The sequence below is a fragment of the Cohnella sp. CFH 77786 genome (genome assembly GCF_019400745.1).
In the GTDB taxonomy this organism is placed as follows: Bacteria; Bacillota; Bacilli; order Paenibacillales; family Paenibacillaceae; genus Cohnella.
The window spans coordinates 168,941-192,936 of record NZ_WJIB01000004.1; the positions used below are offsets into that span (position 1 = coordinate 168,941).

Sequence of the window (23,996 nt, forward strand, 5' to 3'; positions counted from 1 at the left end):
CCGTGCGCCGCTATTTCGCTCGCCTCCCCACTAATCCGCCAAAATAGTGTCTGTGCGCCGCTTGGTGCAGACAGACAGCACCATATTGGCGCGAGTTTGTTTGTTTTTCCCCCATTTGGAGAGTCAGCCGTGGACATCACCATCTGCACGCGCCGCCGCTATCCAGCCGCTTGTTCGGCGATGGCGCGGGCGATCCAGACGCCGGCGGCGCCCGCCTGGGCCAGGCCGCGGGTGACGCCGGCTCCGTCGCCGCCGCAATAGAGGCCGGCGATTTCCGTTTCCAGCGACTCGCTCAGCTTCGGCCGGGCGGAGTAGAACTTCGCCTCCACGCCGTAGAACAGCGTGTGCTCGGAGGCGATGCCGGGCGTCACCTTGTCCAGCGCCTCCACCATTTCGATCAGGCTCTTCATCGTATTGTACGGCAGAACGAGGCCCAGGTCCCCCGGGACCGCTTCCCGCAGCGTCGGCTCGATGAAGCCTTCCTTGATCCGGCCGTCCGTCGACCGGCGGCCGCGGAGGATGTCACCGTACTTCTGCACGATGACGCCGCCGCCCGACAAATCGTTCGCCCGCTTGCAAATCTCCCGCGCGTATTCGTTCGGCTTATCGAACGGCTCGGTGAACTTGTGCGACACGAGCAACGCGAAGTTCGTGTTCGCCGAGCCTAGCGCCGGATCCTTGAAGGCGTGCCCGTTGGCCGCCATGACGCCGCTGTGGTTCTCCACGACGACGTGGCCCGACGGGTTGCTGCAGAAGGTACGGACCCGCGTTCCCACGGACGTGTTGAAGACGAACTTCCCTTCGTACAGATGCTCGTTGATTTCCCGCATGACGACGTCCGACGTTTCGACGCGCACGCCGACATCCACCTGGTTGTTCACCATTTGCAGGCGGCGCTTCTTCAGCACATCGGCCAGCCAAGCGGAACCGTCGCGCCCGGGCGCCACGACCACGCGCGGCGCTTCGATCTCTTCGCCGTTTTTGAGCAGGATCCCCCTCACCTGATGGGAACCGCCCCCCTTCACCGTCAGCAAGTCCGCGACTTCCGTCTTGAACCGCATGTCGACGCGCTCCATCAGATACGCATAGATCGACTTCAGGATTTGAAGGTTCTGTTCCGTTCCCAAGTGACGCACCTGCGCGCGCAGCAGCTTCAGCCCGGCGGCATAGCCCCTGCGCTCGATGTCGCGGACGACGCCGGTCGTCGGATCGGTCACCTGCGGCGTCGCGCCGTGCTCCAGATTGATTTCGTCCACATACCGGATCAAGCTCAAAACTTGCGAAGGCGGCAAATAATCCGTCAACCAGCCCCCGAACTCCGTCGTGATGTTGAATTTGCCGTCGCTGTACGCGCCCGCCCCTCCGAAACCGGCCGTGATCGAGCAGGCCGGCAAGCAGCCGGCATATTCCTTCTTGCCGGCCGGCGGCGGGCACAGCTCGATTTTATTGTCCAGAATGGGACAGTGGCGGTGGTGAATGTCATGCCCTTTATCCACGAGAAGCACCTTGAGCCCCGGCGCTTTCCTCGTTAGTTCATAGCAAGCGAATATACCCGCCGGCCCCGCGCCGACCACGATGACATCATAGTTGCTCATCTCTTCAGTCGCCTCCATTCGAATCCGTTCGCGCCCCCGGCAGACAACGCAAAAAAATTCCCGACTGCCGAAGAGTGTGGACAAGCCACATCCTCGTAGTCAGGAATTGAGCGGTTCCTGGTAGAGACCTCCGGCCCTGTTGCCGGAGATATACGATGGACGAATCGGTTGAGCTATTACTTTCCTATCGATAGGGTAACGCAAATCGGCGTACGCGTCAAGCACCATCCGCCCATATTATTCGGTTATTATAATAATATATCCGCTTTATAGACAGTATTATCATTAAACATTAGTCAAAAGCCGAACATTCGACGTAAATTTACAGTCGCAGTTCAACCTTAACACCGCGGCGTGAAACGTAATGTTCGGCAATCACGCAAAACCCGCATCCGGCCGGATGCGGGTAAATCCGTTCTTCAATGGTACCCCGATACTTTCGAATTCCAATCGACTCTGTAGGAGTACATCCAGTCCGATGCCTTCGGATTCGCGAACAGCTTCAGAAAAACAGGCGTCGTGAGATCCCGGAACCACTGTTTGAAGGGACCTGTCACATGTTTGCCGGAATCGCCGTGCCTTCCGACTTCGTACATTTTGGCCGTACGCTCGCGCCTGAGCCGCTCGTACGTTGCGTAAGCCTGCTCCGCATCCGAAAAATCGCGCAAACATTTCGCAAGAACGGCGGCATCTTCGAGCGCCATCGAGGCCCCCTGACCGGAGCTGGGAGAGATGGCATGCGCCGCGTCGCCAACCAGAGCGATCGGTCCCTTGTGCCAGCTTGCCGGTTGCTTCGGCAGTGCGTAGGACGAGAAGAAAGGAAACGTCGTTTCCGCTCCCTCTATGATCTTCCGGATAAAAGGCTGGTCGTCTTGATAAACCTCCAGCATCATCCGTTTCCTTTCTTCATCCGTGATGCCCCGGGATGCGTCTCTGGCAGGTTCTTTTGCTGTTGGCCAATTGGTAAACCAGTAGATGAATCCGCTTGGGCTTACGTGATATCCGAAAAAACCCCGCTTGCAGAAAATGAAGTGAATCGTTTCCGGTTCGCAAGGAACTTGAACCCCCGAGGTATAACCTCCGCTGTTGATTAATCCGGTAAAGGAGGCACCTTGAAATCCCGGTTCGATAATCTGGCGAGTACGCGAATGTACGCCGTCACAACCGATCAGATAGTCGCCGGCCGCCGACGTACCGTCCTGGAAAGAAGCAACCGCTCCTCCCTCGGAGGTCATCCGGATATCCTCCAGCTTTTTGCCCCTGATGATGGGAATGCCTTGGCGTTCGGCTTCTTCCGAAATGATATTACCGAGCGGAACCCGTTTAATGAAGACGCTTTTCAGCCCCCCTCCCGCCAATACGCCCCCGCCTAAATGTCTGCCTTTACCGTTCGACATCTTCCATTTGCTAACGGCTGAGCCTTCGCTCAAGACGGCATGGTCAAGTCCGAGCTCTTGCAGCACAGCCAAACCATTGCAGGATAAAGTGAGCGAGAACCCTTCGGAAGATGTTCTTGCTTCGTAGATCTCCGCATCGATTCCCGCCCTCTTGAGAAACAGGGCCAGCGCCGGACCGGCGATCCCGCCTCCGATGATCAGCGTTTTTTTCTTCGTGTTCGTCAACATACACACTCTCCTTACCATTATAAATTGACGCTTTAACGCGGCTATTCCTTGCTGTTCAAACGCGTCGCAATCTCGCGCAGCCACTCCTCATTCCACACAAGCTCTCCATTTTGCATATCGTCGCTGACGGAGCGAACCCACTGCCATTCTGCCGAAAGCACAGCCTGCTTATATTCGGTTTCAAGCATGAATAATCTGGGAAGCATATCCTTGTACGTTTGCAGGTCTGAACTTAAGCGATGTATTTCCTTTTGGAGATAGGCCGATCTTTTCTCTAACTGGTTCACCACGTCTTCCGGCGTCAACAGGGAGAGGAAAGAGACGGCAACGGGAAAGTCGGGAAATTCCTGAGCCGGGACGGACAGCATTTCCCGAAGCCACTCTCTCAGCAGCTTCCGCCCTTCCTCCGTTGATTCGTAAACCGTGCGATCGGGTTTTCCCGCTTCTTTCAACGTGTCTTGAACGGATATCAATCCGTCCCGCTGCAAGCGATCGATGGTCTGATAAATACTGGCACGTTGGCGTACGTTAATCACTTCATCCTTTCCTCTTTCTTTGAGAAGCTGTTGCATTCGGTACGGGTGCATGGGCTCTTCTGCGAGAAGCGCAAGTATGGCCAGGGCGACGGGGGAACGTTGGATTTTTTTCGGCTTCATCATGGTTATAATATTACTAGTCATTTTATGACTATGTCAAGCGCTAAGTGACGAGATCGGTAAAAATGCCCAAACAAGAAATAAAACGGTGTCCTGACCGGTATCCGCCGTGTAAAGGGTACCGAAAGACGTTCCGCCAAGTCATGAATTGCTGGAAAGATATTAACGATAGAATACCTTTGTCGGGATACCGTCCGGATAGGCCGGTTTCCCGAAACCGTATGCCGGATTCGCCCCGCCGGAGTGGAAACCTATCATTTCTCGCGTGTCAAAAAAACCACTCCTCATCGGAGTGGTCCGTCTGTCCCCTTGCGCGGATTCGAATGAATGCATGTTCTTGCCCCCGCCTACCCCGTCTCCGCCAGCCGTACGTCGACCGTCACCTGAAGTTGCTGCTCCGGGGTTCCGCGGTAGATGCCCTTCACGGGCACGATATCCCCGTAATCCCGGCCATGGCCAAGCTTGACGTAGCGCCAGTCCACGAGATTGTCGTTCGTGGGATCGATGCCCGCCCATCCCGCGCCGGGAATGTATGCCTCGACCCAGGCGTGGGACGCTTGCTCGAAATCGGCGTTGCGACCCTGCAGGTCCCCGACGAAATGGTACCCGCTCACGTACCGAGCGGGCACTCCCTTCAGCCGGCAAACCGCCAGCATCAGATGCGCGAAATCCTGGCAGACGCCCGATCCGATGCCGATCAATTCTTCCGCGGTCGTCCCGACGCCGGTCGACTGGGGCTTATACTCGAAATCTCCGAAAATGCGGCCGGCCGCCTGCCGGATGAACGTGAACACCCCGTCCTTGTCTCCTCCGATCCCTTCCGCGTAGCGGGCGATCTCCGGATGGAACGAGGCGTAAGCCGATGGGAGCAAATACTCGGCATACCGGTCGATGAATTCCGGAGAACGCAACCGCCCCCACGATTCCCCGGCTACCCGTTCCGCAGCGGCCTCGACATTCCTGTCCCGAGTAACGACGATGGAATGAGCCGTGATAACCAACTCCTTGTGCGGATCGTTAGCCGTGAAAGCGTGCACGCGGTTTCCGAAATAATCTTCGTACGATAGCAGCGAAACGTTCGGTTCGATCACAAGGCGGTGCTGGTAACAAGCTTGCCGATCGTCCGTTCGCGGCGTCAGCCGGACTTCATTGACACTGTCCGTCACCGCCGAGGCGTAACGGTACCGGGTCGTATGGCGGATGTCGAGCCTCATGCGGTAACCTCCCGTCCGGGGGAAAAAAAGGTCTTGGCCATCGTCTCCCCGAGCTGCCGATTGCTGAGCTGGAGATGGTTCAACACGTTGTCCAGGCTACCGAACGTAATGTCTCCCCGCTCCAAGTATCCGAGCTCGGAGCGGGCCTTTCCCGCCAGCCGGATCATACGTTCCAGAGCGGAATCGGCTTTGGCGGATGGTCCGCGAAGCGATTTGAGATGCTGCTCGAACGAGGCCAGCGCGAATTGGACCGATCTCGGAAAAACCTCCTGCAAGATGAGAAAGCGCGCGATCTCCTCCAGGTTCACCCCCGCCGAGTCCATACGCCGGAACGCTTCCGCGCCGCCGACCGAGCTCAGCATCGCCATCATGCGGCCATACGACGCGGCTCCCTCTTCCGGAACGGCTTTGCGCACGGACCTAAGCAGCCGGATCACGTTTTCCGACCTTTCCAGGTACCTTCCCGCCTCCATCATGTGCCACGACTCGTCTCGCGGCGCGATGGACACGGCCGTACCCTGGAACGCGGCCAACCCCTCCTTTACCTTATGGAAGAACCGGTGAGGCGACTGCTCGACGATATCATCCGTCTTGACGCCCTTAAGCCACAGATAGAAGCCGTTGAGCAGGTTCCATAGTTCGGCCGGCAACTGTTCCCGGATGTTCTTCAAATTATCCCGGGCTTGGGCTACGCAGCACAGCAGCGAATTCGTCTGAGCCGTGTCCAAGGCGAGGAAAAACAAAACGTCGCGTTCCCGGTAAGTCCCGAACTTCTCCTCGTAAAGCGCGGGATCGCCAATCGCTTCCGCGACCCGCTTCCATACCGCTTCATCCTGCTTATCGCCGTCATCCCTGAGATGATAATACACGTCCAGCAGCCGGGCATGATTCTCCGCCCGTTCCAAGTAGCGTCCGATCCAGAATAACGATTCCGCAATCCGGTCCAGCATGGGCCTCCTCCTCCGCGGCCGACCGGCCGTCTTTATTCCGACAATACCCAAGTATCCTTGCAGCCTCCGCCCTGAGACGAGTTGACGACCAGCGAGCCTTCCCGCATGGCGACCCGCGTCAGCCCTCCGGGCAGTACGCTCACGCCGCCCGAGCCCAACACCGCGAACACGCGCAGATCGATATGGCGGGATTCGAGCCGACCATCCGCGTGGATCGGTGCGGTGGAGAGCTTGATGGTCGGCTGGGCGATGTAGTTGTCCGGGTTCGCCCGGATTTTGGCGGCAAACAGAGCACGCTCGGATTCCGTGGACGACGGGCCGATCAGCATGCCATACCCGCCGGAAAGCGAGGTCTCCTTCACGACCATCTCTTCCAGCCGTCCCAGCACGAACTCGCGCTCCTCGGGCCGGCTCATCAGGTACGTCGGAACGTTGTTCAGGATCGGGGGTTCGTTCAGGTAGTACCGGATCATGTCCGGCACAAAGGTATAGATCGCTTTGTCGTCGGCCACGCCGGTCCCCGGCGCGTTGGCGATCGCGATGTTCCCGAACCGGTAAGCGTTCATCAAACCGGGGACGCCGAGTAGGGAATCCGGACGAAAGGCGAGCGGGTCGAGATAATCGTCGTCGATTCGTCGGTACAGTACGTCGATCTTCTTCAGTCCGTCCAGGGCGCGAACGTAGATTTTATGGTCCCGGCAAACGAGGTCGCGGCCTTCAACGAGCAACAGCCCCATCTGCTGGGCGAGGAATGTGTGCTCGAAATAGGCGGAGTTGTAGCTGCCCGGTGTCAACAGCGCCATGACAGGCTCGCCGGCGTCGGTCTGCGCCAGGTTTCGCAGCGAATTGCGGAAATCGTTCAGCAGCCGGTCGATGCCTCTGACGGAATGGCTGAAGAAGAGTTCGGAAAAATCATGGGTCATGATCGACCGGCTCTTGAAGACGTAGGAGAAACCGGACGGCGATCGCAGATTGTCTTCCAGCACATAATACCGGCCCTGCTCGTCGCGGATCAGATCGATGCCGGATGCGGTCACGTAGATGCCGCCCGCTACTTGAAGCCGCATCATTTCGGTGCGGTAATACCGATTGCCCATCACCATCCGCCTGGGGATGAGACCGTCTTTCAGAATGTTCTGGTCTTGGTAAATATCCGAGAGGAAGGCGTTCAACGCCCTCACCCTTTGCTTTGTCCCGCGTTCGATCATGTACCATTCGTCGGCGGGAATGATGCGGGGCACCAGGTCGAACGGAATTGTCCTCTCCAGCATGTCGGAGGAATCCCCTTGGGCTAGCGTAAAAGTAATGCCTTCTTCCAACAATCGCCCGTTCATCCGAGATTGCCGGGCCGCCCTCTCCTCCGGCTTCATGCCCATCAACCGTTCATGCACCTTGGCGTAGTGGGGGCGCACCTGTTGTCCGTCCTCATACATTTCGTCGTAAAACGGGGAGGAAGGCGACACCGCCGTCCGCTCATTCACCTGTTCCATAGGGAACGACTTCCTCTCCGGATGGGATTTTACTTGTAATGATAGGATCGGGATCGATCAATGTCAATATTTATTACATGTAATTATTAAATTTCATTATTATATGACAATTTTATTTCATTTTATGTTACATTTGTGTCAATGTTTCGATTTCCCTTCATCCCCTGTATTGTGTTACAATGAACAACAGCCAGAAAGCCCATGCAGAGAGGGCGGTTGTCCGACATGAACGGCATCACCCCCCATTTATCCAACAAATGGAAACGAGCCTTTGACCCGACGGGTCAAAGGTTTTTTATTTGTTTGCACCGGGCAAACTTTGTTAGAAGGAGTCATGATTGTGGCGGAAATGCATAAGCAAGGCCTTACGGCGATCTGGATCAGCCTGATCAGCAACGTCATCCTTACCATCATGAAGCTGGCCGCCGGATTGGCGCTCGCGAGCCCCGTCCTGCTCGCCGACGGCGTGCACAACGCGGGAGACATTATCGCCACGGTGGCGGCATTGACCTCATCCATGGTCTCCAAGAAGCCGGCGGACGAAGATCACCCGTACGGGCACGGCAAGGCCGAAGTGGTCGCTTCCGCGCTCGTCGCCGTCATCCTGGTGCTCGCCGCGTTCTGGATCGGCGTGCAGTCGGTCGGCGCCCTGTTCGAGCCGCCGGAGGCGGAAAGCTGGCTCGCGCTTGGCGCAGCCTTCCTGTCTCTCGTGTGGAAACAGGCGCTCTACGTCTATACGATCCGAATCGGACGGAAATCCAAAAGCAAAAGCGTACTCGCCACCGCTTATGATCATCTGGCGGACGTGTACGCTTCCCTGGCCGCCGTCTTGGGGATCGGGCTGGCCGTGCTCGGCGACCGTTTCGGCTGGACGTGGGCGGCCTATGGAGACCCGGTCGCCGGCATTATCGTGTCGCTGCTCGTTCTGAAGCTGGCGTTCGAAATGGGTCGCGAAGCGGTCGATATCCTGATGGAGAAGAACGCGTCCGCGGAGAAAATCGAGGGGTATCAGGGATTGATCCTCGGGATCGGCCATATCAAGCGGATAGATAGGATCCGCGCCCGCGAGCACGGCCATTACATCGTGGTTGACGTACGGGTCGGCGTACCCGGCGACTTCACGATCCAGCAGGGCCACGATATCAGCCGGGAGATCAAGAAGCGCATCATGGACTCCGATCCCGACGTCGTCGAAGTGATGGTGCATCTGAATCCTTGGTACGACGCAGAGTGACAACGACAAGAGGCCTTCCCCAAGCTTCACGCCGGGGACGGCCTTTTGTTTTCGAGCTCCGGCTTGTTATTCGAATACCGGCCTTCCATGCGCTTCCCACTTCAGCTTCCGGACAAACGTGTGCCGATACGGATCGTACGCGGGTGGGCTGTACAGCATATACGGACCTTCGATCCGGCCGTGATTGCCCCGATCCGGCAGCGGCTTGCCTGTCCGAGGATCCATCTTCATGATGAATAATAGTTTCAATTTAGACATAACGGCGCTTACAAACTGAACCTTGAAGAAGGTTCCATACTGACGTGAAGATGATTGGCTAGGGTTTCGCCGTCCTCCTTTCGAGGGCTCTATTGTCAACTATTTTCGTTAACTATTTAATGTTTTTATGAAATAGTTTGTACTTTTACTCATTAAGTTGGTCGATGGCTACACAACCTTGTCATATGTTAATTCGGCACGGTATATTTAATAAAAAAATGAACGATTGGAAGAGGTCCACATGGAGTCGATCGTATCGGAGAACAACCTCCCCTTATTCGAAGCGCTTGCCAGCAACATGCGGATCAAGATTATCGAGCTGCTGGGGCAAGAACCGATGATCATGAAAGATCTCGCCTCCGCGCTTGGCCTCAGCAACTCGATGATTACCATGCACATCAAGAAGCTTGAGCGTGCCGACCTTGTCCGCACCGAGATGATTCCCGGCAAGGGCGCTTCGCAGAAGCTTTGCACCCTGGTCGCGGACCGGATTGAACTCGTCTTTCCCAGTAAGGGACGAATCCCGCACAACTTCCATATTTCCAACATCCCGATCGGCCACTACACCGATTTCGACGTCAAGCCTACCTGCGGCTTAGCATCCAAATATAAGGTCATCGGCGGCGGATTCGACGACCCGCGCTATTTCCTCGATTCCGAACGGGTCGACGCGAAACTCCTGTGGTTCTCGAGAGGGTTCATCTCGTACAAGATACCGAACTTCCTGCTGCCGGAGGAAGAGCCCGAAGAGTTGGAGATCACGATGGAGATCGCCTCGGAGGCCCCGCTCTCGAACGTGCATTGGCCGTCCGACATCTCCTTTGCGTTTAACGGTTTTCCGATCGGCAAGTGGACCAGCCCGGGCGACTTCGGCGGCACGCGCGGCAAGTATACGCCCGAGTGGTGGGACATCAACATGAACCAGTACGGCCAGCTGGTCCATATCCGGATCAACGCCGACGGCACCTTCATCGAAGGGACGAAGGTGTCGGAATATACCATCGGAGATGTCGATATCCGGCGGTTGCAGTGGGAGCTGAAGCTGGAGGTCAAGGAAGACGCGAAGAACATCGGCGGCCTGACGATCTACGGCGCCGGCTTCGGCAATTATTATCAGGATATCGTTTGCAAGCTTACGTACTTCGACCGGAAGTAACCGGACGGACGGCACTGCGACCCCATTGGGCATAGCGTCATAAACCGGGGAGAGGGAGACGAAGGAAACAAGGATGTCCGAATGGACTTATTCCTTGGGTTGAACAAGAACAAGACCGAGCTGCTGCCCGCAGGCAATCACTCGGTCTTTTCTGCATCTAATGCGGCTGAGCGACCCTTAGCGCTTCTGCCTTTACCCAACCTTATTGTACGTCATGATCCAGATCGAGCCGCCGACGATCGTCACGAGAATGGCGATGCCGAGCAGCAGCACCATCAGATTGTACCGCGGCTTCTTCTCTTCGCGCAGGTGCATGAAGAAGACCAGCTGGACGATGAACTGAAGCACTGCCGAGCCGAGCAGAACAACATGGGCCGCCGTGCCTTCCAGCCATTCGTTCAGCACCACGAACAACGGAATCGCGGTTAGAATGAGGGAAAGCACGAAACCGGCGACGTAAGATTTAAGCGAACCGTGGGACTCCTGTTCATGCCCGTGCCCGTCTCCGTGTCCGCCATGGCCTGCGGTATGCTGCGCCATCTTACATCACCCCCATCAGATAGACGATCGTGAAGACGAAGATCCAGACGACGTCGAGAAAGTGCCAGTACAGGCCGATGACGTTCGCCTTGCGGCGGGTAACCGGAGTAATGCCGTGCCGCGCCAATTGGATGATCAGCGCGGTCATCCAGACCAAGCCGAGGGATACGTGCAAGCCGTGCGTACCGACCAGCGTGAAGAAGCCGGATAGGAACGCGCTCGTCCCGATCGTCGCCCCTTCATGGACCATGTCGATGAATTCCGTTACCTCGAGCGTGATGAAGGAGGCGCCGAGCAGGATGGTGACGGCCAGCCAGCCGATCAAACCCCGACGGTTGCCTTGGTTCATCGACAACAGGGCGAGCCCGCTCGTGAACGAGCTCGTCAGCAGGATGAACGTTTCGGCGATGACGCCCGGCATCTTGAACAGCTCGGCCGGCGTCGGCCCTCCGGCCGTGTTGCCGTGCAAGACGATATAGGTCGCGAACAAGGTGCCGAACAGAATGCAGTCGGTGATCAGGAAGATCCAGAACCCCATCAGCCGCAGCGATTCGAGATCGTGGTGCCCGTCGTCGTGCGTATGGGCGTGCGCGTTGCCGTTCGCCATCAGACAGCCCTCCTTGCCGCGGCTTCCGTGCGTTCGATTTCATCCACCGGGATGTAATAGTCGGTATTGTAGTTAAACGAGTGCGCCAGCATGCATGCGGCCACGCCGACGAATCCCGGTATGGCGATCCACAGCCAGTTGAACACCAGCCCGAAGCCGGCAAGGAACCAGCAGAACGACATGATGAACGGGATGCCCGAGTTCTTCGGCATGTGGATCGGCTCAAGCGGCGGCTTCGGAGCCGGAGCTTCCCCGCGTTCGCGGCGGAGCTTCTCCTCCCACCACGGATCCTTGCCGGTGACGACCGGAAGCGTCGCGAAGTTGTAATGCGGCGCCGGCGACGGAATCGACCATTCGAGCGTACGGCCGCCCCAGGGGTCTCCCGTCGTGTCGCGCTCCATGAATTTGATGCTGTGGAGAATCTGCCACACCTGGAACAGGAAGCCGATGCCCATCAGGAAACCGCCGACCGTGGACACGAGATTCAGCTCCCACCAGCCGGTGTCCCAGCCATACGTGCTGACGCGGCGCGTCATGCCCATGAGGCCTAGCGCATACTGGGGCATGAAGCAGACGTAGAACCCGATGTTCCAGAACCAGAATGCCCATTTTCCGATTTTCTCGTGCAGCTTGAAACCGAACACTTTCGGCCACCAGTAATACAACCCGGCAAAATAACCGAAGGCGACGCCGCCGATCAGCACCTGGTGGAAGTGCGCGATCAGGAAATAGCTGTTGTGGAACTGGAAGTCGGCCGGCGCCACGGACAGCAGCACGCCGGTCATCCCGCCGACGACGAAGCACGGGATGAAGCCCATCGTCCACAGCATGGGCGTCGGGAAAGTTATCCGTCCCCGGTACATCGTGAACAGCCAGTTGAACACTTTGACGCCGGTCGGGATCGCGATGATCATCGTCGTGACGGCGAAGAACGCGTTGACGTCCGCGCCGGATCCCATCGTGAAGAAGTGATGCGCCCACGTCGTGAAGGAGAACACCGCGATGCTCATGAGCGCGAACACCATCGATTTGTAGCCGAACAGCTTTTTGCGCGAGAACGTGGCCACGACTTCGGAGAAGATGCCGAATGCCGGAAGCACGACGATATAGACCTCCGGATGTCCCCACATCCAGATCAAGTTGATGTACATCATCGGGTTGCCCCCGCCGTCAAGCGTAAAGAAGTGCGCCCCGAAATAGCGGTCGATGAACAGCAGCGCGAGCGTCACGGTCAGGATCGGAAACGCCAGCAGGATCGTCAGCGAGCTGGAGAGGACCGACCAGGTGAACATCGGCATCTTCATCAGCTTCATGCCGGGCGCCCGCATTTTCAGAATCGTGACGACGAAGTTGATCCCGGTCATGAGGCTCCCGATCCCGGAAATCTGGATGCCCCAGATGTAGAAGTCCTGACCGACGCCGGGGCTGAAGGCCTTCCCCGACAGAGGCGGATAGGACAACCAGCCGGCATCCGGCGAGCCGCCGATGACGAACGACATATTGAACAGCATGGCGCCCCAGAAGAAGAGCCAGAAGCTGAGCGAGTTCAGGAACGGGAACGCGACGTCGCGCGCCCCGATCTGCAGCGGCACGACGAGGTTGAACAGCCCGAACATAAGGGGCATGGCCATGAACAGAATCATGATGACTCCATGCGTCGTGAAAATGGCATTATAGTGCTCGGGAGTCAGAAAGTCGTTGTTCGGCATGGCCAGCTGGGTCCGCATGAGCAGCGCGTCGACGCCGCCGCGGAATAACATGAGCAGAGAAGCGATGACGTACATGATGCCGATCCGTTTATGGTCGACGGTCGTAATCCATTCGCTCCAAAGCCACTTCCATCTTTTGAAATAGGTCAGCACCGAGACGACTGCGATGATCGTCATGACGATCGCGACGTCGGCGCCGTAAATCAGCGGGTCGCCCGTCACGAAAAACGTCGAGGCGAATTCCTTGATCCGATCCAGCATGGCGTAACCTCCTTTACCCGTTCATCATCAAGCTAATGATGTTGATGTTCGCTTGCCGATTCGCTTCCGCTGCCGGATTCCGGCATCGGCATGTCTTTCATGTCTTTCATGTCTTTCATGTCTTCCTCGGTCGAAGCGGCGCCTCCGTGCTGGTGGCCCGTGCCGCCGCCCGAATATTTGGTCACGATGCGATCGAACAAGCCTTCCGGAATGGAAGAATAATCCTGCGTGCCCGTCGTGCCGGGCTCGGCGAGTTTGTCGTAGCCTTCCTGCGTAAGGGCTGGCGCCGTGCGTTTGACGTTCTCCACCCATTTGTCGAAATCGGCTTGGGACGTGACCCGCGCGTCGAACCGCATTTTGCCGAATTCCTTGCCGCTGAAGTTCGCCCCCATGCCCATGTAGGTGCCCGGTTCGTCCGCCATTAGGTTCAGCTTCATCGCCATGCCGGACATCGTGTAGATCTGGCCGCCGAGCTGCGGAATCCAGAACGAGTTCATCGGAGCGTCGGACGTAAGCTCGAAGCGCACCGGAACGTCTTCCGGAAATTGCACGTAGTTGACGGTCGCGATTCCCTGCTCGGGATATTGGAACAGCCACTTCCAGTCCAGCGACGTCACCTGGATCACGATCGGCTTCTTGTCGGATTCGAGCGGCTTGGACGGCTCCAGTTTATAAGTGTAGTGGACGGTGACGGACGCCAGGATCACGATAATCAGGATCGGGATGCCCCACCATAACAGTTCCAGCTTCGTGCTGTGCTCCCAGTCCGGCCGGTAGGCGGCTTTGCTGCCGGCTTTGCTGCGGTATCGCCAAGCGATTGTGAAAGTCAGCACAAGCACGGGGACGATGATCACCAGGCACAGCAGCGTGGAGATCAGGATCAAATCCAACTGATGCCGCCCCACGACGCCTTTCGGGTCGAGGACGACGAACTGCCCCGCGCATCCGGACAGCATAGCCGCCAGGCCGATCAGGGTCAGGACAGCCGCGAACCGGCGGATTCCTCGCGTAAGCTTCATGCGTTCATCTCCTCTATCTTCCGTCTCTCTGTTTTCAACATACCAGAAACCTCGCTCCGTGACTCCCCTGTTAACAAATGCGTCAACGATCCGTCGCAATTTAGCAATACTTTGTTCACCGTTTCGACGAGAGTTTGATTTTGGCAGCCGGGAGAGACCGATGGGCAATGGGTTTGGGGGCGCTCTAGCCGGATTTTTCCTGGCTGCAGGCGGTCGAGAAGGAGGTGTGGGGCGCTCTAGCCGGGTTTTTCCGGGTTACGGACGGTGGGGTGGAGAGTTTGGGGCGCTCTAGCCGGGTTTTTCCGGGTTACGGACGGTGGGGTGGAGAGTTTGGGGCGCTCTAGCCGGGTTTTTCCGGGTTACAGACGGTCGAGTGGAGGTTTGAGGCGCTCTAGCCGGGTTTTTCCGGGTTACAGCGGTCGAGTCGAAGGTTTGAGGCGCTCTAGCCGGGTTTTTCCGGGTTACAGCGGTCGAGTGGAAGGTGTGAGGCGCTCTAGCCGGATTTTTCCTGGCTGCAGGCGGTCGAGAAGGAGGTTTGAGGCGCTCTAGCCGGGTTTTTCCGGGTTACAGACGGTCGAGTGGAAGGTTTGAGGTGCTCTAGCCGGGTTTTTCCGGGTTACAGTGGTCGAGTGGAAGGTTTGAGGCGCTCTAGCCGGGTTTTTCCGGGTTACAGTGGTCGAGTGGAAGGTTTGAGGCGCTCTAGCCGGGTTTTTCCGGGGTGGAGGCCTAACTGGCGGGTATGCGACGTCGAAAAAGACGTCCCCCGGCAGGCTTGGACAGCCTGGCCGGGAAACGTCTGCGTTTGCGCTCCTATGTATTTCCGAGTCAATGCACGCGTTCGAGGTCGGGAGACAAGGCGTAATGGGCTCTGTCAGTCTGCAGGATGACTCCGTCCTCCGAAGCTTTGGAAATGCGCAGCCCGTCGACCGGTATCACGTAACGGTCCTGGGGCAGCGGGGCTTCCCCCGTCTCTGTACGGACGGTCCCGCGGCCATGGAGCACGAGCGAGTTCCCTTCCGTATACCCGTCGATCGACCTGTCGTCCGGACGGTACCCCACTTCAGCGAGCGTCAGCCGCACCCGATCCAGGTCGCGATCCTCTTTCTTCTGAATCATGATCGAACGGTTCGTCTGTCCCTGCAGCCAATCCATCAACGTGCGCACGGTCGGATCCATGCCCATCCCCATGCCTGTGCCTCCCTCTCTCATCGACTAGATGGTCGATTCCCCGTTCGAATTCTGCGCTTGGTTCTGATTCTCCTGATTGAACGCGCTGCGGCTTTCCACATTGTCTTCGGAGCCGTATACGATTTCGGCCGCGCTTTCCGTTTCCATATCGGGAACGGGCAGCTTGTTGGCCGGAGTGGTTTGGACGTCCGCTTTGGATGCTTTGTCTTTTGACATGCTCGACACCTCCCTTGTTTTGCCTTCGGTTAGGATAGGTGACTGCCGGACGAATTATTCGGAGTAAGTAAACCGGCTACGCCTTCCTCTTCGGACGGATAGACGTTTTATCGAAGTGATTCAGAAAAGTATCGCGGATTCTACACGTTCTGAATCACTAAGCCAAAAAGCCGCATGCCGAAGGGTTCCCTCCGGAATGCGGCTTGCTAGGATGGCAGGACGACTAACGCATCAGCAGCAATGACTGGGTTTCAAGATCGCACGCAAGCCCGAAAGCACGCAAGATGTGCCATGCATGCGGCCAATCCTTATTCTTGCGCCGTTTCCCCGATCACGTTCTCTTCCTGGCGTCTCTGCATCAGAGGCGCGATGGCTCCGAATACCAGAATTTGCAATCCGCCGACCAGAAACCCGATTCCGACCATCAGGCCGAGGTTCCGGTCGTTGAATTCGGCCATATTCGAAATGCAGCAAACGATTCCGAGCGTGACGACGATCGCTGCGATCCATTTGAGCGTGCGGGACATTTGACGATTGACCATGTTGCTCACCTCTTCGCTTGAAAGCGCTCTTTGTGAACATTCTATCACAAAAATGTGACGATTTATAGTCGCCGTTTACACAAAATTCCGCGGCCCCCGAATCGGACCAAAGTCGGGGTTCAGCCGGACCGCAAGACGGTTCAACGAAGAGGAAAATTCCGGTATGCTTCATGATAAAGCCAAGACATGGAGAGGAAGACCAAGCAAATGAGAAAACGATGGGTTACCGCCGGCGCCATTCTGGTCGCGATCGGGCTGCTCGGCTTGAAAGTCCCGGAATTCGGCAAACCGTCCAGGACGATCGAGAAAACGTGGCCATTCCAGACGGGTGAGCTTCGGGAACTGTACGTGCAGAGCGATTACCGGGCGGACGTGAAGTTCGCGGTCAGCGAGAACGGCTCCAATTCCGTACATTTGCAGGGACAGGTTGCGGACAAAATGATCGAAGCCGTGCAACGGACGAATCTGTCGGACGGCAAGCTCAGCTTGGAATTGCGCAGGCCCGGATGGAATTTCGGCTTTCTCGATATCGGATCCGGGCGGGCGAAACAAGAAATCGTCGTCACGCTCGCCAAGGGCACCAAGCTGGAAAACCTCGCAATTCATATGGATTCCGGAAGCCTTACGCTCGAAGACGCCGCCGCCGATGCCGTGGATATTACGATGGATTCGGGCAGCGTCACTTTAAAACGGTTGAGCTCAGGCAAACTGACCTTGAAGTCCGATTCCGGCAGCATCGAGGGCAGCGATATTCAGGCCGACACCACCGTGAAAGCCGACTCCGGCTCCGTCAAGCTGGAACGCGCAACCGGCCGCATGAATCTCCAAGCGGATTCCGGGAGCATCAAGCTCTATAAGGACGATACCGCGGACACGGAAATCCATGCGGATTCCGGCAGCGTGTACGTGCATCTGCCCGCTTCGTTCGCCGGCTCCTTCGATTTGAAATCCGATTCCGGCAGCGTGAACGCTCCCGAATCCAAAGGGGAGACGAACGACTTGGTGAAGGTGCGCGCGGACAGTGGAAGCATCCGGGTGGAGCAAGGATGAAGCAGTTCCCGTAAACGAAGCGAACCTTCGCCGCTAACTCCGATCGCCTTTCTGGGGACTACGGGGGACCTAAGAGACGCTTCCTCTCAAATTTTCCTAAACTTTCGGAGGTTTTGGACAACCGGGTGCATAGGATATGATATAAGGGAAATAGAAAGCAACGGTTCCGGGTGAAAAGGAGGATCGGGTGATGTACGGAAGTTTGGCAATCGTGGAGATGGGGTTCAGTCTGATTCTGCTTCTGTCCGCATGGTTGGCCGTGCGCCAGGCGCTGCGACTGCCCAATAGCGGCACCGCGGAGAGGCTGCACCGCAAAACGCGAAAGCTGTTATCCTTGACAGGGTGGCTGACGCTGCCGGCATTGGTCGTCTTCTTCTGCATCGGCTCGATGATGATGTCGCTTCCTTCCTTGTTCTGGGAAGACCGGCTGCTGCTGAACGCGCCTCTCATCGGGGCCCCCTTGCTCGCCGTCTGGTTCACGACCGCGCCGATGCTCCTGCAGCTCCGGAAACAGAGCAACAGGGCGAGCGGCCCGATCCATCCTTCGGTCAAAGCCCACCTGCGCAGCCGATTGTTCGTTCTGCCCTACCAGTCGACGGTATTGGGGGCAGCCACTTCGTTCTACTGCACGCTGATTTCTCCGGTTCCTTACGATCCGTTGAGAATCGCGGCTCCTCTATCCGTATACGTTATCGTGATGGTTGCCTTATGGATGCACCACGACCGCCGTTTCGCCCGTGTGCGCGAATGGCTGCGAAGCAGCCGCGCGCAAGGAAGGGCCGACGGTTCCCCTCTGCCGATCGCGGATCAGCAGGCGGAATCCCGGACGCGAATATGACCGTGCCATCTGCGCTCTGACTGCGCTTCGCCTCGGCGAAGCGCTTTTTCTATGTCCGAATGGCGGGTGTTCCGCTCGACTCCGGTCGGGGAGAAAACCGAGCGCGGGATGGATTCGGGCGAGCCGCATTTCCGATATGCTGGGAGAAGTAAAACGGCTAAACCGTCCTTTTCGGACGGTTAGACGTTTTATCGGAGGCGATTCAGAAAAGGATGGCGGATTTAATACTTTCTGATTCACTCAACGAAGGAGGACTGCACCATGTATGGAAGTTTGACCGGGATGGAGCTGGGCTTCACGCTCTTATCCGTTATTTGTGCATGGATCGCGGCGAACAAGGCATCCAATGCCGTCTACGGCGCCGCGAAGGCAAAACTGAGCCGCAACATACGCGGCACGACCGTTTGGGCCGCAATCGCGGCGATCCCCGCTTTGGCGGCGATCTTGAGCATCGCGGGGATCGCGGCGACCCAACCGCCTCTCTTCTGGAAGGATCGGCTGCTGATCCAAGCACCTCTCATCGGCTTCCCGTTGCTTGTCGTTTGGGGATATTCGCTGCCGAACTTGTGGCGCTTGAAGCGAAACTCCCTTCGTTCCCCGGGCGCGCCCGACAGGACGATCCGAAGCGCCTTGGCGGCGCCCGGCGTCATCGCGCCTTTCCAGGCGGCCGCGCTGGGGGCGGCAACCGCGCTCTATTTCGTGCTCGTTGTGCCTTCCCCTTTCCGTCCTCTTCAAGGGGCTCTTCCGTTGTTTCTGTGCGTGCTTGCCGTTACGGCATTGTGGATGCTGCACGACGGGAGATGGCAGCGCGCGCTCGGCGGAAGCACGGAATTCGAACGCCGGCTGTGGCGGCGGACACTGGCCAAGCTCGGCGTCATCTGCGTCGCAGCCGGATTGGCGGGCATTGCCGTTAACGCGGGCATGCAGAACAGCCGGTTGCCGGAACATCTCAATATGGCCTCCGGGCCGATGGATTTCGGCGGCGGTACCGCACTGTCCCACGATGTCGCGCAAGCCGTCTCCGTCGCCATGCTCACGGGTCCGCGCAAAGAGCAGCCGGATCGCCGGATATCGTTAACCGCAGAGAAAAAGACCGTACGCCTGTCCTCCGGGAAAACCGTCGACGCTTGGACGTTTAACGGGGAGGTTCCGGGTCCGGAGATGCGCTTCAGGCAGGGCGAGCTCGTGGAAGTGACGCTGACGAACCGGGACATCGATGAAGGCGTTACGATCCATTGGCACGGTCTGGACGTCCCGAACGCGGAAGACGGGGTCGCCGGGGCCACCCAGGACGCCGTCATGCCGGGACAATCCCACGTTTACCGATTCCGGGCGGAGCAAGCCGGCACCTTCTGGTACCATTCCCACCAGCATTCTCAGGAAGCCGTATCCAAAGGGCTGTTCGGCGCGCTCATCGTAGAGCCGGCGGATTCGGCGAAGTCGTCCCGCCAGCAGAAGGATTTCACCGTCATCAGCCATCTGTGGGACGATTCCGGATTTGCGATCGGGGCAAACGACGGGGTTTGGCGCGAGACCGTCGCCCCCGGCACGCAAGTGCGGCTGCGGCTCATCAACACGGACGACTGGGTCCGGCAAACGTACCGACTTTCCGGCACCCCCTTCCGCGTAGCCGCGATCGACGGAACGGAGCTTACGGAGCCGGGAGAGCTCCGCGATGCCGAGCTTCGGCTGACGACCGGCGGACGGTACGACGTCACGTTCGAGATGCCCGACCGTCCGGTTTATCTGTCCGTAGGCCGCGACGGCAAGCTCGGGCTGCTGATTAGCCCGGACGGAAAGGGTGACGTGCCCGCCCTGGAGAAGGCGTCTTCCGTTTTCGACCCGACGCATTACGGCAAACGGACGGAGGCCCCGTTCGGACCGGACAGCGAGTTCGACAGGCATTTCACGATGGTGTTGGACAACAAGCTCGGATTTTACGATGGAAGCTGGAACTTCGTCTACACGATGAACGGCAAAGTGTTCCCGAACACCCCGATGTTCATGGTGCGCGAAGGGGATCTCGTGAAGGTCACGATCGTGAACCGGGGCTCCGTCGACCATCCGATGCACCTGCACGGACACCATGCCCTCGTCCTTTCGCGCAACGGCGAAACGGCCGACGGCAGCCTCTGGTGGTCGGACACCCTTGATGTCCAGCCCGGGGAATCGTACGAAATCGCCTTCCGGGCGGACAATCCCGGCCTCTGGATGGACCACTGCCACAACTTGACGCACGCCGCCGTCGGCATGACGATGCACCTCATGTACGAGGGGGTCTCCACTCCTTACGCCGTCGGCAGCGAAACGGCCAACCGGCCGGAGTGAACGATCCCCGTATCGGCATCCGGCGGCCCTTCAACTCCGGGAATACTGCTTAACCGGGCCGCCGAAAGGCTTGCTGATGGAATGTCCTCTCCCTGCGGCCGGGGAGGACATTATTTATAAAACCCCTGCTCCTCCGCATACCGCCCCCAATGCGGACGGTTCCCGTCCGCGTCCTTGAAGCCGTATTCGTCCGACAGCCCCCAAGAGGTGAAAATCCCTCCCGTGCGCGCCATGAGGTCCGGATCGGCCGCGAGCGCGGCCACTCCGCGCGCCACGAAGGCGGGCGTTTCCGACATGACGAAGTGCGGCTCTTTCTCCACCGCATCCCGCCAATTCTCTTCTTTCACCCCGAAATGGTCCAGCATTTCTTCGGAGCGGAGAAAGCCGGGCGTCACGGATACTGCCGCGACTCCATGCGGCTTTAACTCCGCCGCCATGCTTTCGGCCAAGTGGATGACGGAGATTTTCGCCAGGCTGTAGTACAGATTGCCGCGGTAACGGTAGTCGAAGCCGTCCGTGATTTCCACGATCAGCCCCGCCCCCCTTGAAACCATGAGCGGCGCTCCGTAATAACTGGTGATCATATGAGAGTGCACCGCCCGCCGCTGCATCAGAAGCCCGTCGCCCAGCGGGGACTGCCAGAACGGAGTGCCCCAGGCAGACAGCTTCTCACCGCCCCAGATGTCGTTAACGAGAATGTCGAGCCTGCCGTCTTGTTCCTCCTTTACCCTCCGAAACAGCTCGGCCACTTCTTCCTCTACGGTAAGGTCGACGCGCACGGCGATTCCTCTGCCCCCGCGGGCCGTCACGAGCTCCGCCGTCTCTTCGATCGTCTCCGGGCGCGCCAGATCGGACGGATTGCCCCGGACGCTTCGCCCGGTGCAATACACGGTCGCTCCGTTCGCTCCCAATTCGACCGCGATCGCCCTCCCTGCCCCTCTTGTTGCTCCGGCTACGACCGCCACTTTTCCTTTCAACGGTTGCTCAATCATCCGCATTTCCTCCTTATCGAGGTTATCTCTGTTGCTCCGTCAGGGGTAATCCCCATGACTCAGAGGTTCGTAAGTATGATAAACTTCGGAATATGACAGCTGGCGTCATATTCGTCGGGTATCCTAACAATATCGGGAAATGAGGGGTGAAGCGCTTGAAAGCGGACCGGCTGCTGGCTATCCTGATCGCGTTGCAGGCGAACGGTAGAGTGACGGCGAGAGAATTGGCCGGCCGGCTCGAAGTGTCGGAGCGGACGATTCATCGAGATATGGAGACGCTGGGAATGGCAGGCATACCGGTGTACGCCGACCGCGGCTATCAAGGCGGCTGGTCGTTGCCGGAGGGTTACCGTACCCGGCTGACGGGGCTCACGTCGGAGGAAATCTCGTCCTTGCTCGTGCTCGGAGCCTCAGGCTTGATCCGGGATCTGGGGCTTGCGGACAGCGCGGAGGCCGCATTGCTCAAGCTGCTGTCGGCGCTTCCCTCTTCCGTCCGCCGGAACGCGGAGATCGCCCGCCAGAGGATCCACGTCGACGGTGCGCCTTGGCGCGCGCCGGCGGGATCGGCCGCGGCGGATTCGGAAAGGCTTGCCGCCGTTCAGCAGGCCGTCTGGGAGGAGCGCAAGCTCCGAATCCGTTACCGGGCGATCGAATCGGAGACGGACAAGGAACGGACCGTATCGCCGCTCGGACTGGTGGCCAAGCAAAGCGTCTGGTACATGGTCGCGATAGCCGACGGCGACTTCCGCACGTACCGGATCTCCCGGCTCACAGAAACAGAGATGCTGGAAGAAACGTTCGAGCGCCCCGATGCCTTCGACTTGGCTGCATACTGGGAGCAATCTACGCTGCGTTTTCAAGCTGCCCTTCCTCGCTACCCTGCCGAGGTCAAGGTCGACGAATCCCGCTGGCCGCGTTTCAGCCGCGAGAGATATGTTTACGTGCAGAAAGAGCTGTCTTCCGAGGGCGGCTGGACCTTCGCGGAAGTGGAGTTCCACACGCTCGAATCCGCCTGCGCGATCCTGCTCGGCTATGGGAGGCACGCGCTGGCCCTTGAGCCGGAGGAACTCCGGCAAGCGATCCGAGCGGAGGTTCAGGCGCTGGCCGTGCAGTACGGGAATGAATAAAGGCTGTTCGGGACTGTGAACTTTGAACTGCACCCCGAAGCAGCCTTTATCACATGGGGGATGCTGTCTCTGGCGCGTGTGGCCGCAACCCACCGGCAGCCGGGATTACCCGGGCTACAGGGCAGGTTCCGACTCGCACACCCTCTGTAACCGGTTTTTTTACAAGAGTACCGCTCGCCACGCCAGCGCCGCATAAGGCGCTCGCAGCGTTTTGCGGCGGAGCGCTGCCTCAGCCGCCCACGAAACGCCGCCATGCAACAACGAGCTACCGACCATGCTCCAGCCGTTTCGTCGTTTCCAGCTGCAGCACTTCCCCCTTCGTGAACGGCACGGAACGGCGGAACAGCGGGCCGTCGCACACGAACGTGTGGTATTCCCCGCCCTCGCCCATCGGGCAGACATCTTCCCGCAGGATGTCCTCGTAGAACGAGCGGTCCACCTCGCGGCCCAGCCAATCGCCGGACAGGGCTCCGTCCCTCACCCGGATGACGACGGCCCGATACCCGGATTCCACGAACCGGAGCAACGCTTCCCTCGTGCCGTCCGGCTTCATCCACAGGGGGTACAGTGCCTCCAAGTCCGCGGCACGAGCCACCCCCGTTCCCCACTCCCGATGCTCGGCAAGAAACAAATCCCCGAAAGCGACGGCCTCCAGCCGGAGACGGCCCTTCAAATCAACCAAAGCTTCTATGTAATCGCGAGTATAGGTATCAAACGTGCAAGAGACGAACTCCGCCGGCAATCCGAGCGCTTCCGCCTGATCCCGAATCCGCTCCGCCCTCTCCCCGTGGCCGAACGTTCGACCGATGTCCGCCGGAACGGTCGTGATCAAGCAGACGACTTCGTACCCGTCCTTCACCAGCCGATCCAGCGTCATGCAGCTGTCCTTGCCTCCGCTCCACGACAGCGCGACTCTCCTTTTCACTGACAACCCCCCGCTCCCGATGCAGGAATCCTCACTCCTCTGTCGAAACCAAAGGCTAACGAAACCTTGATCCAAGGAGGAATTTCCCCATGTCCGAATCGACCGTTTCCGTTCGCCGAATCGCCCAAATCTCCATCCGCGTAACCGACGTCGAGCGTTCGGCAGCCTTCTACCAGCGCAAGCTGGGGCTTCCCTTGCTGTATTCCCAATCCAACATGGCGCTGCTCGATTGCGGCGGCATCCGCTTGCTGCTCGGCATCGCGGAGACGCCCGAATTCGATCATCCCAGCTCGACCGTATATTTTCAAGTGGAGGACTTGGACGACGCCTGCCGCAAGCTGACCGCTGAAGGAGTCGAGTTCAGGGGCAAGCCGCATAAGGTGGCTGAATTCGGCGGAATGGCCGTCTGGATGGCCTTCTTCTATGACCCCGACCGCAACGTCCACGCGCTGACGAGCGAAGTGCCGATCGGCTGA

At 58.5% G+C, this 23,996-nt stretch carries 23 protein-coding genes and 1 riboswitch; of the genes, 7 read left to right on the forward strand and 16 right to left on the reverse strand.

The window, feature by feature from the left end; genetic code table 11:
- Positions 1 to 158 precede the first annotated feature (158 nt).
- The 6 genes from GE107_RS07935 to GE107_RS07960 all read right to left on the reverse strand — a co-directional run bounded on the left by GE107_RS07935 (position 159) and on the right by GE107_RS07960 (position 7,530).
- Positions 159 to 1,613 (reverse strand): NAD(P)/FAD-dependent oxidoreductase, encoded by a 1,455-nt coding sequence (locus GE107_RS07935; protein WP_219639154.1) that lies wholly within the window; start codon positions 1,611 to 1,613, stop codon positions 159 to 161.
- 58 nt (positions 1,614 to 1,671) lie between these two features.
- Positions 1,672 to 1,771, reverse strand: a riboswitch (purine riboswitch).
- 243 nt (positions 1,772 to 2,014) lie between these two features.
- Positions 2,015 to 3,220, reverse strand: a complete 1,206-nt coding sequence (locus GE107_RS07940; protein ID WP_219639155.1) for an FAD-dependent oxidoreductase — start codon at positions 3,218 to 3,220, stop codon at positions 2,015 to 2,017.
- A gap of 41 nt (positions 3,221 to 3,261) precedes the next feature.
- Positions 3,262 to 3,879 (reverse strand): PadR family transcriptional regulator, encoded by a 618-nt coding sequence (locus GE107_RS07945; RefSeq protein WP_219639156.1) that lies wholly within the window; start codon positions 3,877 to 3,879, stop codon positions 3,262 to 3,264.
- Positions 3,880 to 4,223: 344 nt separating this feature from the next.
- A complete protein-coding gene (locus GE107_RS07950; protein ID WP_219639157.1) occupies positions 4,224 to 5,090 on the reverse strand; it encodes a transglutaminase family protein in 867 nt (288 codons plus the stop codon).
- Positions 5,087 to 6,040, reverse strand: coding sequence for an alpha-E domain-containing protein (locus GE107_RS07955; protein WP_219639158.1), 954 nt, complete (start codon positions 6,038 to 6,040; stop codon positions 5,087 to 5,089). The genes GE107_RS07950 and GE107_RS07955 overlap by 4 nt, the downstream gene beginning before the upstream one ends.
- 32 nt (positions 6,041 to 6,072) lie before the next feature.
- Complete coding sequence (locus GE107_RS07960; protein WP_219639159.1) at positions 6,073 to 7,530, reverse strand: circularly permuted type 2 ATP-grasp protein; 1,458 nt, start codon at positions 7,528 to 7,530, stop codon at positions 6,073 to 6,075.
- Positions 7,531 to 7,864: 334 nt separating this feature from the next.
- On the opposite strand from GE107_RS07960, the gene GE107_RS07965 reads away from it, so the two are divergent.
- Positions 7,865 to 8,764: a cation diffusion facilitator family transporter gene (locus tag GE107_RS07965; protein WP_219639160.1), complete on the forward strand. Its 900-nt coding sequence runs from the start codon at positions 7,865 to 7,867 to the stop codon at positions 8,762 to 8,764.
- Between the two features lie 66 nt (positions 8,765 to 8,830).
- On the opposite strand, the gene GE107_RS07970 is transcribed toward GE107_RS07965, so the two are convergent.
- Entirely contained in the window at positions 8,831 to 9,022 is a 192-nt protein-coding gene (locus tag GE107_RS07970) for a hypothetical protein (protein ID WP_219639392.1), read from the reverse strand.
- A 241-nt stretch (positions 9,023 to 9,263) separates the two neighbouring features.
- On the opposite strand from GE107_RS07970, the gene GE107_RS07975 reads away from it, so the two are divergent.
- Entirely contained in the window at positions 9,264 to 10,178 is a 915-nt protein-coding gene (locus GE107_RS07975; protein ID WP_219639161.1) for an ArsR family transcriptional regulator, read from the forward strand.
- Between the two features lie 192 nt (positions 10,179 to 10,370).
- On the opposite strand, the gene cyoD is transcribed toward GE107_RS07975, so the two are convergent.
- The 7 genes from cyoD to GE107_RS08010 form a co-directional block, all read right to left on the reverse strand.
- Positions 10,371 to 10,718, reverse strand: a complete 348-nt coding sequence (cyoD, locus tag GE107_RS07980) for a cytochrome o ubiquinol oxidase subunit IV (RefSeq protein WP_219639162.1) — start codon at positions 10,716 to 10,718, stop codon at positions 10,371 to 10,373.
- A 1-nt stretch (position 10,719) separates the two neighbouring features.
- The gene (gene cyoC / locus GE107_RS07985) at positions 10,720 to 11,325 is read right to left on the reverse strand and encodes a cytochrome o ubiquinol oxidase subunit III (RefSeq protein ID WP_219639163.1); all 606 of its coding nucleotides are present in this window, start codon (positions 11,323 to 11,325) and stop codon (positions 10,720 to 10,722) included.
- Positions 11,325 to 13,295 (reverse strand): cbb3-type cytochrome c oxidase subunit I, encoded by a 1,971-nt coding sequence (locus tag GE107_RS07990; RefSeq protein WP_219639164.1) that lies wholly within the window; start codon positions 13,293 to 13,295, stop codon positions 11,325 to 11,327. Before GE107_RS07990 ends, cyoC begins: the two co-directional genes overlap by 1 nt.
- 32 nt (positions 13,296 to 13,327) lie before the next feature.
- Positions 13,328 to 14,314 (reverse strand): ubiquinol oxidase subunit II, encoded by a 987-nt coding sequence (cyoA, locus tag GE107_RS07995; RefSeq protein ID WP_219639165.1) that lies wholly within the window; start codon positions 14,312 to 14,314, stop codon positions 13,328 to 13,330.
- 825 nt (positions 14,315 to 15,139) lie between these two features.
- The gene (ymzB, locus tag GE107_RS08000; RefSeq protein WP_219639166.1) at positions 15,140 to 15,502 is read right to left on the reverse strand and encodes a protein YmzB; all 363 of its coding nucleotides are present in this window, start codon (positions 15,500 to 15,502) and stop codon (positions 15,140 to 15,142) included.
- Between the two features lie 24 nt (positions 15,503 to 15,526).
- A complete protein-coding gene (locus GE107_RS08005; protein WP_219639167.1) occupies positions 15,527 to 15,718 on the reverse strand; it encodes a hypothetical protein in 192 nt (63 codons plus the stop codon).
- A gap of 308 nt (positions 15,719 to 16,026) precedes the next feature.
- Positions 16,027 to 16,260, reverse strand: a complete 234-nt coding sequence (locus GE107_RS08010) for a hypothetical protein (RefSeq protein WP_219639168.1) — start codon at positions 16,258 to 16,260, stop codon at positions 16,027 to 16,029.
- Between the two features lie 207 nt (positions 16,261 to 16,467).
- On the opposite strand from GE107_RS08010, the gene GE107_RS08015 reads away from it, so the two are divergent.
- The 3 genes from GE107_RS08015 to GE107_RS08025 all read left to right on the forward strand — a co-directional run bounded on the left by GE107_RS08015 (position 16,468) and on the right by GE107_RS08025 (position 20,476).
- Positions 16,468 to 17,310, forward strand: coding sequence for a DUF4097 family beta strand repeat-containing protein (locus GE107_RS08015; protein WP_219639169.1), 843 nt, complete (start codon positions 16,468 to 16,470; stop codon positions 17,308 to 17,310).
- Positions 17,311 to 17,500: 190 nt separating this feature from the next.
- The gene (locus tag GE107_RS08020) at positions 17,501 to 18,148 is read left to right on the forward strand and encodes a hypothetical protein (RefSeq protein ID WP_219639170.1); all 648 of its coding nucleotides are present in this window, start codon (positions 17,501 to 17,503) and stop codon (positions 18,146 to 18,148) included.
- A gap of 261 nt (positions 18,149 to 18,409) precedes the next feature.
- Positions 18,410 to 20,476: a multicopper oxidase family protein gene (locus tag GE107_RS08025; RefSeq protein WP_219639171.1), complete on the forward strand. Its 2,067-nt coding sequence runs from the start codon at positions 18,410 to 18,412 to the stop codon at positions 20,474 to 20,476.
- Between the two features lie 110 nt (positions 20,477 to 20,586).
- Here GE107_RS08025 and GE107_RS08030 read toward each other — a convergent pair whose 3' ends face one another.
- Positions 20,587 to 21,468, reverse strand: a complete 882-nt coding sequence (locus GE107_RS08030; RefSeq protein WP_219639172.1) for an SDR family oxidoreductase — start codon at positions 21,466 to 21,468, stop codon at positions 20,587 to 20,589.
- 146 nt (positions 21,469 to 21,614) lie between these two features.
- Here GE107_RS08030 and GE107_RS08035 point away from each other — a divergent pair, with 146 nt between their 5' ends.
- Positions 21,615 to 22,595, forward strand: coding sequence for a helix-turn-helix transcriptional regulator (locus GE107_RS08035; protein ID WP_370636308.1), 981 nt, complete (start codon positions 21,615 to 21,617; stop codon positions 22,593 to 22,595).
- A gap of 265 nt (positions 22,596 to 22,860) precedes the next feature.
- Here the strand turns inward: GE107_RS08035 and GE107_RS08040 are convergent, their stop codons facing one another.
- A complete protein-coding gene (locus GE107_RS08040; RefSeq protein WP_219639173.1) occupies positions 22,861 to 23,520 on the reverse strand; it encodes a Dph6-related ATP pyrophosphatase in 660 nt (219 codons plus the stop codon).
- 89 nt (positions 23,521 to 23,609) lie between these two features.
- On the opposite strand from GE107_RS08040, the gene GE107_RS08045 reads away from it, so the two are divergent.
- Positions 23,610 to 23,996, forward strand: a complete 387-nt coding sequence (locus tag GE107_RS08045; protein WP_219639174.1) for a VOC family protein — start codon at positions 23,610 to 23,612, stop codon at positions 23,994 to 23,996.